The sequence below is a fragment of the Vibrio sp. D420a genome (assembly GCF_030248625.1).
Lineage (GTDB): Bacteria > Pseudomonadota > Gammaproteobacteria > Enterobacterales > Vibrionaceae > Vibrio > Vibrio fortis_A.
Window position 1 is genome coordinate 1 of sequence record NZ_JAHGAN010000011.1, and the last position, 17801, is coordinate 17801.

22 protein-coding genes and 1 pseudogene are annotated in these 17801 nt (G+C 45.6%); 13 read left to right on the top strand and 10 right to left on the bottom strand.

What is annotated here, in order from left to right:
* The 4 genes and pseudogenes from KI743_RS09130 to KI743_RS09145 all read right to left on the bottom strand — a co-directional run.
* Positions 1-137, bottom strand: a pseudogene (locus KI743_RS09130) (flagellin); the annotation flags it as partial.
* A gap of 178 nt (positions 138-315) precedes the next feature.
* Positions 316-1449: a flagellin gene (locus KI743_RS09135; protein WP_285466089.1), complete on the bottom strand. Its 1134-nt coding sequence runs from the start codon at positions 1447-1449 to the stop codon at positions 316-318.
* Positions 1450-1584: 135 nt separating this feature from the next.
* Positions 1585-2508, bottom strand: coding sequence for a Dyp-type peroxidase (locus tag KI743_RS09140; RefSeq protein ID WP_285466091.1), 924 nt, complete (start codon positions 2506-2508; stop codon positions 1585-1587).
* 65 nt (positions 2509-2573) lie between these two features.
* Positions 2574-3035, bottom strand: coding sequence for a DUF2919 domain-containing protein (locus tag KI743_RS09145; RefSeq protein ID WP_150869093.1), 462 nt, complete (start codon positions 3033-3035; stop codon positions 2574-2576).
* Between the two features lie 108 nt (positions 3036-3143).
* Here KI743_RS09145 and KI743_RS09150 point away from each other — a divergent pair, with 108 nt between their 5' ends.
* Both KI743_RS09150 and KI743_RS09155 read left to right on the top strand, forming a co-directional pair.
* Positions 3144-3485, top strand: a complete 342-nt coding sequence (locus tag KI743_RS09150) for a DUF2956 domain-containing protein (protein ID WP_285466093.1) — start codon at positions 3144-3146, stop codon at positions 3483-3485.
* Positions 3486-3494: 9 nt separating this feature from the next.
* Complete coding sequence (locus tag KI743_RS09155) at positions 3495-3827, top strand: DUF4156 domain-containing protein (protein ID WP_285466095.1); 333 nt, start codon at positions 3495-3497, stop codon at positions 3825-3827.
* 71 nt (positions 3828-3898) lie between these two features.
* On the opposite strand, the gene KI743_RS09160 is transcribed toward KI743_RS09155, so the two are convergent.
* On the bottom strand, positions 3899-4186 hold the full coding sequence (locus KI743_RS09160; RefSeq protein WP_032551746.1) for a helix-turn-helix domain-containing protein: 288 nt from the start codon (positions 4184-4186) through the stop codon (positions 3899-3901).
* 205 nt (positions 4187-4391) lie between these two features.
* Here KI743_RS09160 and KI743_RS09165 point away from each other — a divergent pair, with 205 nt between their 5' ends.
* From KI743_RS09165 to KI743_RS09180, 4 genes are all read left to right on the top strand, one after another.
* Positions 4392-4739: an ArsC family reductase gene (locus KI743_RS09165; protein WP_032551745.1), complete on the top strand. Its 348-nt coding sequence runs from the start codon at positions 4392-4394 to the stop codon at positions 4737-4739.
* Between the two features lie 100 nt (positions 4740-4839).
* Positions 4840-5979, top strand: coding sequence for a succinyl-diaminopimelate desuccinylase (dapE, locus tag KI743_RS09170; RefSeq protein WP_285466098.1), 1140 nt, complete (start codon positions 4840-4842; stop codon positions 5977-5979).
* Positions 5980-6021: 42 nt separating this feature from the next.
* A complete protein-coding gene (locus KI743_RS09175; protein ID WP_285466099.1) occupies positions 6022-6696 on the top strand; it encodes a M15 family metallopeptidase in 675 nt (224 codons plus the stop codon).
* An 8-nt stretch (positions 6697-6704) separates the two neighbouring features.
* On the top strand, positions 6705-6896 hold the full coding sequence (locus KI743_RS09180; protein WP_150869099.1) for a DUF2897 family protein: 192 nt from the start codon (positions 6705-6707) through the stop codon (positions 6894-6896).
* 108 nt (positions 6897-7004) lie between these two features.
* On the opposite strand, the gene bamC is transcribed toward KI743_RS09180, so the two are convergent.
* Positions 7005-8042, bottom strand: a complete 1038-nt coding sequence (bamC, locus tag KI743_RS09185; RefSeq protein ID WP_150869100.1) for an outer membrane protein assembly factor BamC — start codon at positions 8040-8042, stop codon at positions 7005-7007.
* A 47-nt stretch (positions 8043-8089) separates the two neighbouring features.
* On the bottom strand, positions 8090-8968 hold the full coding sequence (gene dapA / locus KI743_RS09190) for a 4-hydroxy-tetrahydrodipicolinate synthase (protein ID WP_152469140.1): 879 nt from the start codon (positions 8966-8968) through the stop codon (positions 8090-8092).
* A 372-nt stretch (positions 8969-9340) separates the two neighbouring features.
* Between dapA and KI743_RS09195 the strand changes: the two genes are divergently transcribed.
* Together KI743_RS09195 and bcp are read left to right on the top strand one after the other, a co-directional pair.
* Positions 9341-9883, top strand: a complete 543-nt coding sequence (locus KI743_RS09195; RefSeq protein ID WP_032551739.1) for a glycine cleavage system protein R — start codon at positions 9341-9343, stop codon at positions 9881-9883.
* A 12-nt stretch (positions 9884-9895) separates the two neighbouring features.
* Positions 9896-10363: a thioredoxin-dependent thiol peroxidase gene (bcp, locus tag KI743_RS09200; protein WP_150869101.1), complete on the top strand. Its 468-nt coding sequence runs from the start codon at positions 9896-9898 to the stop codon at positions 10361-10363.
* 96 nt (positions 10364-10459) lie between these two features.
* Here the strand turns inward: bcp and KI743_RS09205 are convergent, their stop codons facing one another.
* Both KI743_RS09205 and KI743_RS09210 read right to left on the bottom strand, forming a co-directional pair.
* Positions 10460-11533 (bottom strand): AI-2E family transporter, encoded by a 1074-nt coding sequence (locus tag KI743_RS09205; RefSeq protein WP_032551737.1) that lies wholly within the window; start codon positions 11531-11533, stop codon positions 10460-10462.
* The gene (locus tag KI743_RS09210; RefSeq protein ID WP_032551735.1) at positions 11526-11765 is read right to left on the bottom strand and encodes a sulfurtransferase TusA family protein; all 240 of its coding nucleotides are present in this window, start codon (positions 11763-11765) and stop codon (positions 11526-11528) included. The genes KI743_RS09205 and KI743_RS09210 overlap by 8 nt, the downstream gene beginning before the upstream one ends.
* A gap of 179 nt (positions 11766-11944) precedes the next feature.
* Between KI743_RS09210 and KI743_RS09215 the strand changes: the two genes are divergently transcribed.
* From KI743_RS09215 to KI743_RS09230, 4 genes are all read left to right on the top strand, one after another.
* Positions 11945-13399, top strand: coding sequence for a M48 family metallopeptidase (locus KI743_RS09215; RefSeq protein WP_032551734.1), 1455 nt, complete (start codon positions 11945-11947; stop codon positions 13397-13399).
* A gap of 88 nt (positions 13400-13487) precedes the next feature.
* Positions 13488-13838, top strand: a complete 351-nt coding sequence (arsC, locus tag KI743_RS09220; protein WP_285466102.1) for an arsenate reductase (glutaredoxin) — start codon at positions 13488-13490, stop codon at positions 13836-13838.
* Between the two features lie 6 nt (positions 13839-13844).
* The gene (wrbA, locus tag KI743_RS09225) at positions 13845-14435 is read left to right on the top strand and encodes an NAD(P)H:quinone oxidoreductase (protein WP_285466103.1); all 591 of its coding nucleotides are present in this window, start codon (positions 13845-13847) and stop codon (positions 14433-14435) included.
* On the top strand, positions 14435-14872 hold the full coding sequence (locus KI743_RS09230) for a DUF2069 domain-containing protein (protein ID WP_285466226.1): 438 nt from the start codon (positions 14435-14437) through the stop codon (positions 14870-14872). Before wrbA ends, KI743_RS09230 begins: the two co-directional genes overlap by 1 nt.
* 92 nt (positions 14873-14964) lie before the next feature.
* Here the strand turns inward: KI743_RS09230 and KI743_RS09235 are convergent, their stop codons facing one another.
* The gene (locus KI743_RS09235) at positions 14965-16230 is read right to left on the bottom strand and encodes a DUF2066 domain-containing protein (RefSeq protein WP_285466104.1); all 1266 of its coding nucleotides are present in this window, start codon (positions 16228-16230) and stop codon (positions 14965-14967) included.
* 268 nt (positions 16231-16498) lie between these two features.
* On the opposite strand from KI743_RS09235, the gene KI743_RS09240 reads away from it, so the two are divergent.
* Positions 16499-17737, top strand: a complete 1239-nt coding sequence (locus KI743_RS09240; RefSeq protein ID WP_150869106.1) for a uracil-xanthine permease family protein — start codon at positions 16499-16501, stop codon at positions 17735-17737.
* The last annotated feature ends 64 nt before the right edge of the window (positions 17738-17801 follow it).

Genomic DNA, 17801 nt, shown 5'->3' on the forward strand with positions numbered 1-17801 from the left:
GTCTGTTGAGCGCTGTTTGCGTTGTTTAGGTAACGTTGCGCAGTCATCGCTGAAACGTTGGTATTTACATTCACTGCCATGGTGATTTCTCCAATTGATTTTCCGGTGTTGCGGTTTCCGACGTCTCGGAAAACCAAGTAGTTCTCTCAAAGTTACTTTTAATAACGGCGCTAAATCTGAAACCTTTAGAGAAAAAATGAGAAAATTCAGAAATAAATTCGGTTGAATGAAAAAACGTGATTGGTGGGGTAAATATAAGAAAAAAGGAGAAAAAACACTAAAGTTGTCAGAAGTGTTGCCGAGAGACGTGGCAATTTACCCCAGCAGAGTTAACGCCAAATTAGGCGCCTGTTTGGCTTGAGCAAGAATAGTTGTGCTCACCTGCTGCAAGATTTGCTGCTTGAGCATCTGGGTGGTCTCTTTGGCGTAATCGGTATCTTTAATGCGACTGTTTGAGGTCGCCAAATTCTCATGTACGTTTTGCAGGTTATTAATCGCGTGATCAAATCGATTTTGCATCGCACCCAGCTCTGAGCGATGGCTATCTACGTACTTCATTGCTGTATCAAGAATAGATACCGCTCGTTGCGCTCCACCAGCGCTAGTTACATCAATATCATTGACCGATTCGTAGCGACCTGATGACATGGATAACTCATCCGCTAGAGAACCTGAAAAGGAGATTGTTCCTGACGTTTGATCGCCCGCCATGTAGATTTGTAGCTGCCCATCTTCATTAACCGATGCAGATACTTGGTCTGTTTGGCCGTTAATATAAGTCGCAAGCTGCTCAATATCATCACCCGCCTTAGCATTGATCGAGATGGATTGAGATTGCCCAAAACGATCGGTAAACGACATATTGAACTCAGTATTACCTGAACTCACCGCCCAACTCTTATCAGCCATACCATTAGCAACATAGCTAAAGCCGCCCATGTCGATACCATCCGTTCGCATACTTTTTAGGCCTACTTGTACCGCCTCACCAGAACTACCACCTATTTGGAAAGCGGTATTCCCAAAACTGCCATTCAATAGCTTCTTGCCACCAAATGAAGTCGTTTCGGCAATTCGGTTCAGCTCGTCATTAAGAGCAGTAATCTCTTCCTGGATAGCAATTCGCTCAGATTTACTGTTCGAACCATTCGCTGACTGCAAAGAAAGGTCACGCATGCGTTGCATGATATTGGTGGTCTCATTCATCGCACCCTCTGCGGTCTGCATAATAGAGATACCGTCGTTAGCGTTTCTAACCGCAACGTCAATACCGCTCATTTGCGCTTCAAGTCGATTTGAGATTTGTAGACCGGCAGCATCATCCTTAGCGCTATTAATACGGTTACCTGAAGCCAGTCGCTCCAAAGATTGATTCAGCATGTTGCTGGCATTAGAGAGATTTCTCTGTGCCACCAGTGCTGAAACATTGGTATTTACCGTAATAGCCATAGATGTTCGCTTATCCGTTGGGAGGTAATAAAGTCAATCGTTGCTTCTATATCGACCAACTTTGCCAACTCTTTAATCAAAAAAAGAGGCATAACGCCCCTTTTTGTGTTTATTTAATTGTCGCTACGGCTATCGCTACTTAATCGACAGTTCAGCCAACATCTGCTGTGACGGTGCGAAGTAGTAAGCGCCAGTCACTGCACGGGTAAAGCAAAGCAATTGGTCAGTCTTACCATCTGTTACGCCATACATGCTTTCAAGCATTGCATCAAAGTTATGGCGAACATTACAGTAAGCGATGAATAGCAAGCCGTGATCGCCTGTCGCGCTACCGTAAGGCAGGCTATGACGAACAATTTTCAGACCTTTGCCTTCTTCTTTGATATCAACACGGCCAACGTGCGATGCTGCAGGCACATCTTCTAGCTCAATAGAATCAGGCTTAGTACGGCCGACTACTTTCTCTTGCGCTTTAACATTTAGGCGATTCCAAGCAGGTAGGTTATGGATAAAACGCTGAACCATAACGTAACTGCCACCCGCAAATTCACCTTCAGGGATAAGTGCCACTTCAGCACGCTGAGCATCTTTCGGGTTCTCAGTGCCATCGACAAAATCCGTCATATCACGGGAATCTAGATAGCGGTAGCCGTAAGTCTCATCAACGACTTCTACATCTTCAGACACTTGCTCTAGCAACTTACGAATCACATAGAAGTGCAAATCGTGGCGGTTAGAGTGGCAGTGAAGCAGCACATCAGAGTCTGTGCTTGGTGCCGTTATGTCACCCTCACCAAGTGCCGGGAACGCGATTAAGTCAGCCGGAGCCGCTTGTTCAAATTTGTCCCAGAATGTTTTAGAGAAAGCCAATGAAAGAGTCAGGTTAGACTCTGGTTGTGTCTCGTTCAGTTCTGCAACTAAAGAAGGTAGCTGCTTTAGTTGTTCTAATACTTGTGGTGCATTGTTTACGACTTTTAGCTGCACATACAGAGCGAAAGGCCCAGCTTCAGGTAAAATAGCACCTTGCGCTTGAGGCTGCTCATTTGAAGAGTTAAGCATAGTTCGATCCTTTCATTTTTAGCTTCTAGTATAAATATGATTGTATTAATTATTTTTGATTATTGTCAGTCTTCAGCTTCAACGGTGATAAAACAATCTCGTACAGTATTGCTCTTGATGAGATAGATTAAAAACCACAATAACAGCGTCAGTGTGACACCATGTAACCAATGAAACACACCGTGATCGAGATAGACAAGATAAACGGTATGTGCAAACTGACTTAAAACAGCGAAAAGGGTGACCCATCGCCCCCAAGAGACAATCGTATTAATGTACGGACGTTCCGGCGATCTCAGGCCAAACAGCCACATCAATAGAACGCTCGGCACACTGAGAGCAATTCCCACATAAAACATTTGATGGTCGGGGTAAACTATCTCTAGTATTTTAGCTCCTGACTCTCGACTAGCACCAGCCACAACAAACACGACCAAGGCCTTGGCCAAAAACAACCAACCCAGCCACAGTAAAATCGGAGCTTTAAGAAAGCCGTGTTTATCATATTGTTCTAAAGAATACCGCACAGCTCTCACTTCAGCTTATTAGAAAACAGACACTTTAACGCAAATCATTCATACTTCTCTAGGTTTACGTTATCTTATCTACATATTGGTATTAACGATTATCTCAGCATGAAAAAGAAGACACAGACACCTTCTGTTGAATCCCAACAAGAAGCGTTCAAAATTGCCAAAGCAACTCAAAAGCCAGGGCAAACCAAAGAGCAGACTAAACTCATTGCTCAAGGCATCGAGAAAGGCATCGCGCAGTACAAGAAACAGCAAAAAGAGCGAAACCGTCAGGCCGATAAGGCTAAAAAGAAGCAACAAAAAGAGAAGCAGCAAAACCTTGCTCAAGCCAAAGAGGTCGCCACCGAGCCCGCCGCAGAACCGGTACAAAAACAAAGTATGCTACCGTGGGTACTATTAATTGTGAGTTGGCTTGGCTTCGCTGCCTACATTACTCAATCGTGAGATGATGAAATGAAACGACTAACATTGGGGTTATTGACCCTCGGCCTATTAGTAGGGTGCACAACCCCGACTAAAGTGCCGCATGAGAACGCTCACCTAGTAAAGATGGACTACCATGGCATTATTGACATCAGTGGTTGCCAATACAAAGGGGAGATAACCGGGAGCGAGGGGCATTGGTATAGCTATCTATTCTTCCCGAATGATACCTTGGTTCAAGGAGCGATGAACGAGCTTAAATCTAATGCTATCGCGCTAGATGCAGACACCGTCATTTTTACGCTACCGCAAGACTTCGCGACATCGGTGACCATGCTTGGCGCTGCTTATGACTGCCCATAGTGTTTTCACGCTTTCGATAACATTAGATTGAAAACGAGTTGATAGAAAAGAAAAAGCCAGCTTTCGCTGGCTTATGCACTAAATCCAAGACTGGACGCTATATCACTCTTACGTTCCAGAACCCATTGACTGTCGAATGGTCCCCAATCAGATAACTGATAGTAACCATCATTATGACGTCGCCCATCTTGAATAAACATAAGTTCGATACCGATCCCCGGTAACGCCTTGAGTACATCTTGAATAGTACGACGAGGCCAACCCGTTTTTTCGATGAGTTTAGGCACATTCGGCCTTTCAAGGCTTTCGACGAGTAACGCTAAATATAGCCGCCTTGCAAAAACAGGACTCAACTCCATTGACACCTCCTATATATGTGCCAGTTAATTATTTCTTTTTTCTCATCCGACATGTTGAGGTTGATCAATAAGTCTCCATTCGTGACATTTTCTTACTGTTTTTTTTCGTTCTTTGAAATATTCCTCACTCTGTTTTGTCTGAATTCCGAGTTCCTGATAGGATTCCACACATAACAATGAAAGAAGATCACCAAAAGGAAGAATAATGACTATCACAATGTTTGGTATCCCGAACTGCGACACAATCAAAAAAGCTAAGAAGTGGCTACAAGCTGAAGAGATCAGCTTCGAATTTCACGATTACCGCAAACAAGGTGTCGATGAAGCGCTAGTCCGCGGCTTCTGTGAGGAGCTAGGTTGGGAACAAGTGCTTAACAAGCGTGGCACGACTTATCGCCAGCTCACTCAAGAACAAAAAGATGGTCTAAATGAAGAAAATGCCATCGCTCTTTTGGTTGAACAACCTGCAATGATTAAGCGACCAATTCTAAAAGTTGAAGATAAGCTGCATATTGGCTTCAAAGCTGATCAATATTCCGCTATTTTTGCTTAATCCTCATTTGCACTAGCACTGAACACAACTTTAGAAACGTGGTGACCAAACGCCACGTTTTTTAAAAAAACAAAAGACAAGTAGAACAAGGAACTCAAGGATGACAGACAGCCCAACTTTGGCTCTGGCAAAAGATCTCATTAGCCGTCAATCAGTAACACCAGAAGACGCTGGCTGCCAAGAAGTAATGATCAATCGCCTCAAAGCTCTCGGCTTTGAAATCGAGGTGATGGTATTCGAAGACACCACCAACTTTTGGGCTCGCCGTGGCACAGAAGCACCGCTGTTCGCTTTCGCAGGTCATACAGATGTCGTTCCTTCTGGTCCTGCAGAGCTTTGGGATACGCCACCATTCGAACCAACGATTGTTGATGGTTACCTTCACGGCCGTGGCGCAGCGGACATGAAAGGTTCACTGGCTTCGATGATTGTTGCCGTTGAACAGTTCATCGCGGAAAACCCTGATCACAAAGGTTCTATCGGCTTTTTGATCACTTCGGATGAAGAAGGACCATTCATTAACGGTACTGTACGCGTTGTTGAAACACTGATGGCTCGTGGCGAGAATATCGACATGTGTATCGTGGGTGAACCTTCAAGTACAGAATTCGTCGGTGATGTAGTGAAAAATGGCCGCCGTGGCTCAATCACAGGCGATCTTACAGTCAAAGGTACACAAGGCCATGTTGCCTACCCGCACCTAGCGAATAACCCTGTACACAGCTCTCTGCTTGCGATTCATGAACTTGCAACAACCGAGTGGGATAAAGGTAATGATTACTTCCCACCAACTAGCTTCCAAATTCCAAACGTGAGTGCAGGCACAGGTGCATCAAACGTTATTCCTGGTGAATTCAATGTTCAGTTTAACCTTCGTTTTAGTACTGAACTGAGCAACGACATCATTGTAGAGCGCATCACGAGCACTCTAGACAAGTACGACTTTGAATACGACCTGAAGTGGACATTCAATGGCGACCCGTTCCTGACTGATACTGGTGCTCTTCTGGATGCCATCGTTGATGCCGTTGACAACGTAAACGACGTAAAACCAGCGCTGTTAACCACTGGTGGTACTTCTGACGGCCGCTTCATTGCACGCATGGGTGGACAGGTTGTGGAACTAGGCCCGGTGAATGCAACAATTCACAAAGTGAACGAGTGTGTGAAAGTCGCTGATCTAGAGAAGCTGACTGATATGTACCAATGTACACTGGTGAATCTACTAGCAAACTCATAGTCTTTAAAAACCAGAAAGACAACAATAAAGTTGGGCAACCTCATGACACCTAAAGAGTTAACCGGACAAGTAGAGTCTCATTTAGCAGAGACATTAATTGGAAGTAAAACCTTTCTTGTACATCATGAGGTCGCCCAAGATCTTCGCCGCTTAATTGCTGCCGCCGAGCAAGCAGGTTACAAAATGGAGATCGCCAGTGGTTTTCGAAGCTATCAGCGTCAGTCGTTGATCTGGAATCGAAAATACGCAGGAGAAACCGCTATTTTAGACAGCGATAGTCAACCGTTAGATGCCGCTCAGTTAACGGATACTGAAAAACTGTGGGCTATCTTGCGCTGGTCTGCCCTACCCGGTGCCAGTCGTCACCACTGGGGGACTGATTTTGACGTCTTTGCTCGCAATTATCTTCCCGCTGACACCCAACTGCAGTTAGAGCCTTGGGAATACTTCGAAGGCCACCAACACAGCTTTTATCAATGGATAGAAGCTAACGCTGATGAGTTTGGTTTTTTCTTCCCATATCGCAAGGACTTAGGAGGCGTGGCTGTGGAGCCGTGGCACATTAGTCATAAACGCACTGCGCAGCTTTGTCTATCACAGTTATCGTGTCCCCTACTTGGCAATCAACTTCAGTCTGAGCCAATATTAGGGTATGAGGTCGTTATGGAGCACCTTGAATCCATCTATGATCGTTTCATAACGAATATCAGTAACTAGGAGCTTATATGCTTGAATGGCTAACCAACCCTTGGGTCATCATTTTTATCGTGGTTAGTGTTGTCGTTGGTAACATTGCAGCACTCAAGTACACGGCAAACATGAACGTCGGCAAGGCTGATAAATTGAAAAAAGAGAGTGATCTCGACAAGCTCAACCGTTTAGACAAACTCAATCGAGAAAACCTCGACGACAAGTAACGAATAGACGATACCGAGCCGTCATTCTCAAGCTAACAGACACAAAAAAGAGGACATAGCGTCCTCTTTTTTAATTGATGTCATTGAGACAGTAACGTATCAGCTAAGTTACTTCTCTTTGGTATCTTTAGTTTGATCTGCTACATGCGCCAAGATAGGAACCAGAGACTTCAATAGCTCTTCTTCCACTGGTTTGCCTGAAGCATCAGTCACGTTGATAGACGTACGGTTACCCAAATCACCAAATAGGAAGGTGTATGTACCCGGGCTTAGGTCGATCGGCTTAAGACCAATCTCATCCCAAAACTCGTCATCTGGAGACGCATATTTCGCTTTCACGGTACCTTGTGACTGGTTACGTTCCTCTAGCTCAAAGCCCATCTGAGGCAGAAGCTTAGGCAGACGCTGCCACAGTACATTATAAGGCGTACGTGCGATTATCACCGGGAATCCACTACGGTCTGAGCCCATAGAAATTGGGATCTTCTTAACCAGCTCTTGTGCTTTCAATGCTGCTTCGGCACGCAAGTTCTCGTCATACTTCGCCATCACCAAGTTGGTCATGAAGGCGTTGTAACGCTCTTTATTGGTCGCTGAAACAGGCTTCTCTTCAGAACCCTCACGCCAATCAATCAAGTTAATCTTAAAGCCGTGACGGTTATTCGCCTCAAAGCGAGAGATAGTGTAACGACTGCCGATCTCAACTTCTTCGTCTTCAGAGACCCAAGTAACCCAATCGGTCTCAATCTCTTTATCAGACTGCTCACGAATACCGATGTTACGCTCTGTTAGCATGTCCACGGCGGTTTGCCACACACGGTCAGCTTCTTCAGCACGCAGTAACCAAAGAGTGACTTCACCGTTTTGACGCTCAGCACGCGCACCTGGGATAAGCTCCAACACCTGTTGTGGTGGGCGAATATCAACATCGCGGCCAATACCACCAGCAAACTCTCCCTTAGGGATATCGTAGTTTGGGTAGAATTGAGGGGTAGCGTCTTCAGGCAGTTGCCATTGAGTCAACGCTGGGGTTTCTAAGTATTCGAAGTCATCCTTGGCTTGACGACGTTGAGTCGGGCTGCCAGAGCATGCTGTAAGAACGAAAACAGCCAGTGAGCCGATCACTAGCTGGTGAGAATACTTCATTTATACTCCTAAATGCCGAAGACAAGCTTCGGCACTGTTTCAAACATTTAGTAAATACACGCTTCTGTCATTGCTTGCGCAACGATAGGTTGAGCTGGTTCTGACAGTTCTGTCAGCGGAAGTCGAAGACTGCCCTCAGCGATCAAACCCATTTTATGAACCGCCCATTTTACTGGAATTGGATTAGATTCAATGAACAAATGTTTGTGAAGTGGCATTAAACGCTCGTTAATAATCTCTGCCTCTTCAAATTTGCCCTCTTTCGCCAGCTTAAACATAGTAGCCATGTCAGCTGCTGCAACGTTATTCGTTACTGAGATAACACCATCACCGCCACGTTTTACGAATTCTAGGCCTGTGAGGTCGTCACCACTTAGTAAGATAAAATCTTCGCCACAAAGTTCACGATGAATTGCAATTCTGTCTAGATCACCCGTCGCATCTTTAAGTGCAACGATGTTTTCAATCTTTGAAAGACGGGCCACAGTCTCTGGCAATAGGTCTACTGCCGTACGGCCCGGTACGTTGTACAAGATTTGAGGAACGTCGCTCACTTCTGCAATCGCTTTGTAGTGCTGGTACAAACCTTCTTGTGTTGGTTTGTTGTAGTAAGGTGTCACACTTAGACAACCTGCAATACCAGAACCATTGAGCAGACGGCTGAACAGTACTGACTCATGAGTTGCATTTGCACCCGTACCTGCAATCACAGGAATACGGCCATCAGCAAACTCAACCATCTTAGTAACGACTTTGACATGCTCTTCGATAGTCAATGTAGAAGATTCACCCGTAGTGCCTACTGCTACTAGACCATCACTACCTGCAGCAATGTGGTGCTCGACCAGTTTTTTAAGGCTTTCGAAATCCACTTCACCGTCAGAATTAAATGGTGTAACCAGCGCAACGATACTTCCTGAAAACATGTCTATCTCCCTTAATTTGTTCTTTTTGCATGTTACTGTAAGCCGATTAATAAACACAAGCGATTAAAGTCGCTTCGCGGCCACAACTGTATGAAATATTGTCGTATGTTAGAGGTCAAACGACTTATAAGCAGGTTCAATGCTAGAAATGATTTGCTTACACCCAATGTAACCGATTTAACACCTAACTTGTCAGCGCTCGGTTAGTGGTAGGCTTTTCTCACTATGTTCTCAAACTGAAGTGTCATACTCCGCTCATTGAGTACCCACTTAAGTCTAAGTGACTCATAAAAACACCCCGACCTTCACTCATTAGTTCCTGTATCTGTGCTAACATGCTCTCATCAATGGAATATAAAGAGACGTGATTTTATGACTCAACATCTAGTAATCACTGCAGTGGGCACAGATCGCCCGGGTATTTGTAACCAAGTGGTTCAGTTAGTCACCCAATCAGGCTGTAATATTATCGACAGCCGCATCGCGATGTTTGGTGAAGAGTTTACTCTCATCATGCTGTTATCAGGCAAAGCCAACAATATTACGCGTGTGGAGACGACACTACCCTTGCTTGGTCAGGAGCATGACCTGATTACTATCATGAAGCGAACGTCCCCGCATGATCATATCGAGAACTCCTATACGCTCGAAGTGTTTATCGAATCTGACGATAGACTTGGTCTTACCGAAAAATTCACTCAGTTCTTCGCCGATAGAGAGATTGGTTTGGACTCGCTCAGCGCGCAGACCATCAACAAGTCGAAAGTACAACTCGACAACGATCAATTCCATATTTCAATTACCGCTTCTGTCCAATCAGAATGTAACCTGATGCAGCTACAAGAAGAATTTAACGCGCTGTGTCAGAGCCTATCAGTCCAAGGCTCGCTCAACTTTATCAAAAACAGTCTTTAAAAAGGAAATGTCATGAATACGCTGACAGCTGGCACTCCAGCACCTGCATTCTCTCTTCCAGATCAAGATGGCAACATCGTTTCTCTTGGTGACTTCAAAGGCAAGAAAGTCCTTTTCTACTTCTACCCAAAAGCGATGACGCCGGGTTGTATTGTGCAAGCAGAAGGTCTGCGCGACATCAAGGCTGAGCTAGATGCACTAAACGTTGTGGTTCTTGGTGTAAGCATCGACCCAGTTAAACGTCTACCGAACTTCATTACCAAGAAATCACTTAACTTCTCACTGCTTTCTGACGAAGACCACGCCGTAGCTGAACAATTTGGTGTTTGGGGCGAGAAGAAATTCATGGGTAAGGTTTACGATGGCCTGCACCGCATCAGCTTCTTAATCAACGAAGAAGGTGTTATTGAACACGTATTCAACAAGTTCAAGACCAAAACGCACCATGAAGTGGTTCTAGATTACTTCAAGCAAGACTAAACCAGCTTCTGAAACTGTTTCAGTCCAATAAAATTGAAAGGCCGCATATCTTTAATATTCGGCCTTTCTTTTTGTTCGTATTTTGAATCAAGCAAGCTACGCTTGTTCTATCTCATCTTCTAAAGCATGGCTTGGTAGAGCGTTCCACACAGCCTTCACCAACGTTGCGAGAGGAATCGCGAAGAAGACGCCCCAGAAGCCCCATAGACCACCAAACACCAATACCGCGACAATGATAGCCACCGGATGCAAGTTTACTGCCTCTGAGAACAACACTGGAACTAAAACATTACCATCAAGCGCTTGGATGATACCGTACGCCAATAGCAGCCAGTAGAACGGTGGCGCCAGTCCCCACTGGAACAAACCAACGATAGCAACCGGCACGGTCACCGCCGCTGCACCGATGTATGGAATTAACACCGATAGACCAACCGCGACAGCTAACAGTGCTGAATAACGCAAGTCTAAGATAGCGAAGGTCACATAGCTCACACCGCCGACAATTAAGATCTCAAGTACCTTGCCGCGAATGTAGTTTGAGATTTGTTGATTCATCTCAACCCATACTTTAGTTGCCAAACGACGGTTCTGAGGCAGTAGTCCGCTCGCCATTCTGATCATCTCTTCTTTGTCTTTCAGCAAGAAGAAAATAAGCAGTGGTACCAAGATTAGGTATACCGCAAGCGTTGCAATACTCACCAGTGACGCCAGAGAGCCTTTCACAACGCTCTCACCCATGCCTAACACTTTGTTTTTCGCGTTCGACATCACTGACTCTACGATCTGTAGGTTAGCCAGTTCTGGGTAACGTTCAGGAATCGTCGCGATGAACTTTTGCAGCCCGAGGTACATGTTCGGGATATCGTTAAGTAGGTTGCCAACCTGATTCCAAATAGTTGGAACCAAACCAAATAGGGCTATCAGCATCACACTGAAGAACATCAAAATAACCAACATCACTGAAGGTGTTCTTGGCAAACCGAGACGCTGTAGTTGTGTTACTGGCCACTCAAGTAGGTAGGCAAGCACAATCGCCACCAGCAGTGGTGCGATCAAATGACCGAAAAAATAGATGGTAATAAAACCAAATAAAATGATGGCCACCAAACTGACTGCATGTGGATCAGAAAAACGTCGTTTATACCAACGATTCATCATTTCAAGCATTTGATTGCAATTCCTTTTTTGTAACTTGGATTTGGTGATGACCAGAGCAAGCTTCAACTTCTACACTAAAGGCATGCTTGGATAAAAAGCTTACAATATCGGTCATTGAGCTCTGATCAGCAATATGTATCAACAAGGACTGACCATTTTCTAACTTAACACTGTGACGCTTGGCTAATAATAACGCCATTGGGCAGCGCTCTTGGCGTAAATCTAGAATATTAGGTTTCATTATCTAGCTCGATGCTTATTATAAGGGTCGTATTGTAATCTGTTTTTGAAAACGTGCCATCTTTCATTCCGCAACCTTTAGTTTAACGCACGTACTTAAACAAAGGTGAGAACAGATAAAGAACCATTTCGTGTTGTCCTTGTCTTACTGTCAGAAGAAACGGAGTATTACTGACTAATATGTTTAAACGCGCTCGCTCAATAGCTTGCTTATGCATCGCTACAACACTCGGCACCCCATTACTGGCTCAAGCAAATAGTTTGGACCTTCCCGATATCGGAACGGCGGCCGGCGGCACCCTGACCATAGACCAAGAGTTGATCTATGGTGATGCTTACATGCGCATCATTCGTAGCAGTCAGCCTGTGGTTAATGATCCCGTGCTTAATCAATACATTGATAGCTTAGGTCACCGACTCGTCGCCAATGCCAACGACGTAAAAACGCCGTTCAACTTTTTCATGATTCGCGACAGAAACATCAACGCATTCGCCTTCTTTGGTGGCTATGTCGCATTGCACTCTGGTCTTTTCCTGCACGCTCAATCTGAGAGTGAACTGGCTTCGGTACTGGCTCACGAGATCGCACACGTGACTCAGCGCCACTTAGCACGAAGTATGGAAGACCAAGCGCGTCGATCGCCGGCAACCATTGCTGCACTCGCAGCATCGGTGTTGTTGGCAATCGCTGCACCAGAAGCAGGTATCGCGGCTCTAACAGCCACAACAGCTGGAAACATGCAGAGCCAGATCAACTACACGCGTAGCAACGAGAAAGAAGCCGATCGCTTTGGTATCAGTACCATGGCTAAAGCTGGATTTGATGTGAATGCAATGCCACGCTTCTTTGGCCGTCTTGCTGACGAGTACCGTTATGCAAGTACACCACCACCAATGTTGCTGACTCACCCATTACCAGAGGACCGTATTACCGACTCGCGCGCACGTGCTCGCAGTTACCCGCCTCTCAAACTCGCACCATCACTTGACTACCATTTGGCCAGAGCGCGCATTGTTGCTCGCTATGCAGGTATTGATGGCGATGCGGCATTAGATTGGTTTGAGCGTAAGTTGAAAAAGGCTCCGAAATCTATGGTCCCATCTCTAGAGTACGGACAGGCGTTGGTATACCTAGATACGAAGAAGCTTGATAAAGCCGAGCCGATTCTAAACAAGCTAATCACCAATGACCCGACCAACCTTTTCTATCTCGATGCGATCTCGGATCTGCACATCGAACAGAAAAAACCGCAAAAAGCGATCAAAGAGCTGAAGGCGGCATTAGTACGTCAACCAAATAACTCAGTGCTGACAATCAATTACGCTAATGCGCTACTTGAGAACCAGGAGCAGCAAGAAGCGATCCGAGTGCTACAGCGTTATACTCACGACAACCCAAATGACACCAACGGTTGGCACCTATTGTCGAAGGCTAACATCGACTTAGGCAACAGTGATGAAGACCTAGCTGCACGAGCTGAGATTTTGGCTCTGCAAGCGAACTGGAATAAAGCAATCCAGTACTACACTCAAGCCAGTCAAATCGCCGAGTTAGGCAGCCTTAAACAAGCGCGTTACGACGCACGTATTGACCAATTAATGATTCAACGTGAACGCTTCTTGGCACTACAATAGTAATCACCTTAAGCAAGACTCAACCTGTGAGGGTGACCAATGTGTCGCCCTCACAGAAATAAACTAAAAATAATACCGAGGAAGAACCATGTCTGTCGTAATTTATCATAACCCTCGTTGCTCAAAGAGCCGTCAAACTCTAGCGATTCTTGAAGAAAATGGTGTTCAACCAGAAATCATCAAATACCTAGAGACGCCTTTGTCTGTTGAGCAACTAAAGGTTCTATTTTCCCAACTAGGTTTTGAAACCGTTCGCGAGATGATGAGAACAAAAGAAGCGGATTACAAAGAAGCGAACCTAGGCGATAATTCTGTAACCGATGAGCAACTGTTCGCAGCGATGGCGGATAACCCAAAACTATTTGAACGCCCTGTTGTTGTTGCCAATAACCGCGCAAAAATCGGTCGTCCACCAGAGCAAGTACTAGAGATCCTATAAGGCTTTATGAGCGTTTCAATACTGGTCTTATATTACAGTCGTCACGGCAACACACTCGCATTAGCTCGACAGATCGCGCGTGGCGTTGAATCAGTCTCTGGTTGTGAAGCCGTGTTACGAACAGTGCAAGAGATCCACACCAGCGATGCCTCTCCACGTAATGATGTTACAACTGGTGACCCGTGCGCTAGCCTTGAAGACCTAAAAGGATGTGATGGCTTAGCGCTAGGCAGTCCTGTGTGGTTTGGTAATATGGCAGGGGCGATGAAGCACTTCTGGGATAGCACGACCCCGCTATGGGTTAACGGTGATCTCATCGATAAACCAGCCTGCGTCTTTACCTCTTCTTCCTCTTTGCATGGTGGTCAAGAGACCACTCTGCAAACGATGATGCTACCGTTACTGCATCATGGCATGCTCGTTATGGGAATTCCCTACTCTGAACCTGCTCTGCACACTACTCAAACGGGTGGCACACCCTATGGAGCAAGCAGCGCCGGTGAAAACAGCACGTTGAGCAAAGAAGAGATTGAACTGGCACAAAATCTTGGAAAGCGTTTGGCGAGAACGGCAATAAACCAGAAAGGAATATCTTGATTATGTATATGTCTGAAAAAGCGATGTCTCCCAAGACTAAGCTATTTCGTTACTTTGCTTTGGTGGGTAACTTATTGCTTCTGGGCTGGGTAGTTGCATGGCAGATGACCCTTTCCCCGCACCCTCATTTAGACAATGTCACGCTAGCGATTGCATGGGCGGTACCACTGTTATTGCCGCTACCGGGTATTTTGGCGGCTAAGCCTTACACCCATGCGTGGGCTAACTTCATCTTGATGCTCTATTTTCTACATGCATTAACGATTTTATATGTCGATGGAGGTGAGCGCATGCTCGCGGCAGTTGAGCTTCTGCTCACGACCTTAGGTTTCGCTGGGAACATTCTATTTGCTCGTTTCCGAGCGAGAGAACTGGGCATTAAGCTTAAACGCCTATCTGAAGTCGAAAAGAAAGAGAAAGCCAAGTTTGAACAGTAATTGGTAGGTGCTCTCTTCGTTAGTGCCGTTATCGATTACAACAGCCATAAATAAGCCCTGCATTGCAGGGCTTTCTTCATTTTGAAGCTCGATTATCGAATCCACTCATAAACCAGGCTTGGCTTTAGCGGTTTTGGAGCACTGGTAGTCTCAACAACTTCACTGCCTGCGACTTCTACGGCTGCTTCGTCTTCGTCAGTAGCATTCGTCTCTGACTCTGCGTCCGACGCTTTGACTTCCGCAGATAAGTTACTTGGAGTGACCACTTGTGGCGCATTCTCAGCTTCCGATTGTGGTTCCACGCCACCCACCGACAAGGTGTTGTCTTGCGCTTCAAATTCAGGCATCTGCTCTGGCTCTATATAAGCTGCTTCAACTTTCGCCACTGAACGTAGGCGCTCCACTTCTGTCTCAAATTCATCTTGAGTAGATAACAGGTGAATTCTAAACGTCACTTCATGATTCTGAATCTTCAGGATATCTAAGCTTGCTACAGAGTTAAGTGCTTTTAATGCATTCTCTAGCTGGAAGAAGTCTTGTGCATTATTCAAGCTAATGAATTGCGCAAGAATTGACTCCGAAGACTCGCTCGCGACTGTGACCGCACTTTTATTAGCGTAGTAGTTACTGATCTCGTTAATCAATGACTGAGACGCAGAAGCACCACTGCCTGAAACAGACCCCGTTACCGGTGATTTTGGTGAACTGGTTATCTGATTAGGCTGCTGATCGTAAAGTGTCCAACGTAGACCTGACGGCTGAGCACGCACAACCAGCACCGCATCCACAGGATAACGTTGACTTGCTTGACTGATAGGTGAAACAAAGCCACCCCACAGATCAGACGTTGCAATACCTGTGATGTCGTCGAAATCACCTACAGGTAGCGTAATTGGTAGGCCACGCAGTTTCGCATTTTGTTGAATGCCTGCCGCTAGCTCAGAATTCGAGTGTTCCCAAACGATATTCTTGTCGTAGTTTTGTTCTTCGACTAGCCACACTAATACATTGGAACGTGTTTCAGGCCAGTAAGGTAATTGAGCTTGAGTCAATAGGTTGCGAATCTGGGCGCCATTAAAGCGCATACGCAGCGTAGTTTGCTCGCTTGCTTCGCCAAAACTCATTTGTGACAGGTATTGAGCGCTTTGACGCATCGCCTTTTTTACCGTCTCATTAGCAGCAACGTCTGTTTGGCCAGTTGCACGGACCAACACCTGTTGCATGCCTTCATTTCTAGCCGCTCTCTCTGGCTCTTTCTGTTCTGAATTGATAGCCACTTCGGCACTGAAAATATCCACCTGAGTCAGTGCATAACTCGGCGCAGCCAAAAGTCCCATCAACAATGCTAAATAACGCATATCGATCCTAGTCTTAAAATCTTGTGCCCTGATGATAAGCAACTATGGGTAACTGGGCAAGGACGATGGCAGATACTCGATTGAATAACCGAGAATTATCGGGGTGATATATAGCAATTAAGGAAAATTAGTGAAGACTTAAGTGATAATGCACATATTTTCGGCAAATGAGCGATAAATTTGACATAACCTATATAGCAATCGATTGCGAGGTGATAAAATCCCGCGAATTTTATTTTTTACTTCACGATTAGCTCAAGGACCTATCATGAAAAATGCTTTGCAAGGTGCGCAAATGCTCTTTGTCGCCTTTGGTGCACTGGTATTAGTCCCCCTACTTACCGGTTTAGATCCCAATGTTGCACTGTTCGGTGCTGGTATTGGTACCCTCCTCTTCCAAGTCATCACTCGCCGTTCGGTTCCAATTTTCTTAGCCTCTTCTTTCGCGTTTATCGCACCGATCATGTTTGGCGTACAAACTTGGGGCATAGGTGCCACAATGGGTGGCCTAATGGCAGCAGGTGTGGTCTATGTGCTGATGGGTGGCCTAATTAAAGTTCGCGGTGTTGGTTTTATCCATAAGCTATTACCACCAGTGGTAGTTGGCCCAGTGATCATGGTTATCGGTCTTGGTTTAGCACCGGTAGCCGTTAACATGGCACTAGGTAAAACTGGAGACGGCGCAGTACAGCTGGTGGATGCCGATGCGGCTCTTTGGATCTCAGCGATTTCATTGATTGTTACCATCATTATTAGCGTATTCGCTAAAGGCTTTTTAAAACTGCTGCCAATCTTTGGTGGTATCGTAGCTGGTTACATCACAAGCCTAGTCTACGGCGCGGTCGACTTTACTCCGGTAGCTCAAGCCTCTTGGTTGGCTATGCCTAACTTTGTGGCACCAGAGTTCAACATCAATGCGATCTTCTTCATGGTGTTCGTTGCTATCGCACCTGCTGTTGAGCACGTTGGCGACATGCTGGCTATTTCGAACGTAACAGGTAAAGATTACCTTAAAAAACCAGGTCTACACCGCACCATCACCGGTGACGGCGTGGCAACGATTGCTGCTTCAATGCTGGGCGCTCCGCCGAACACAACTTACAGTGAAGTAACGGGTGCAGTGATGCTAACAAAAGCCTTCAACCCAGTAATCATGACTTGGGCTGCGGTCACCGCTATCGTGCTTGCATTAGTTGGTAAGCTAGGTGCCTTGCTGCAAACTATCCCAGTTCCAGTTATGGGCGGTATTATGATTCTACTGTTTGGTTCTATTGCAACAGTTGGCCTAAATACGCTCATCAAAAACCAAGTTGACCTACACAAATCACGTAACCTAGTGATCGTTGGTGTAACACTGGTATTTGGTATCGGCGGCATGGCTTTTGGTATTGGCGATTTCAGCCTTCAAGGCGTGAGTTTGTGTGGTATCGTAGCAATCCTACTAAACCTTGTATTGCCGGAAGAGCTAGGTGAGAACCACTCTGTAGACACTGCGCAAATCAAGTAATCGAATAAATCGAGAACAAACAAAAAGGGAGCGTATCTGATGATACGCTCCCTTTTTTCATTAT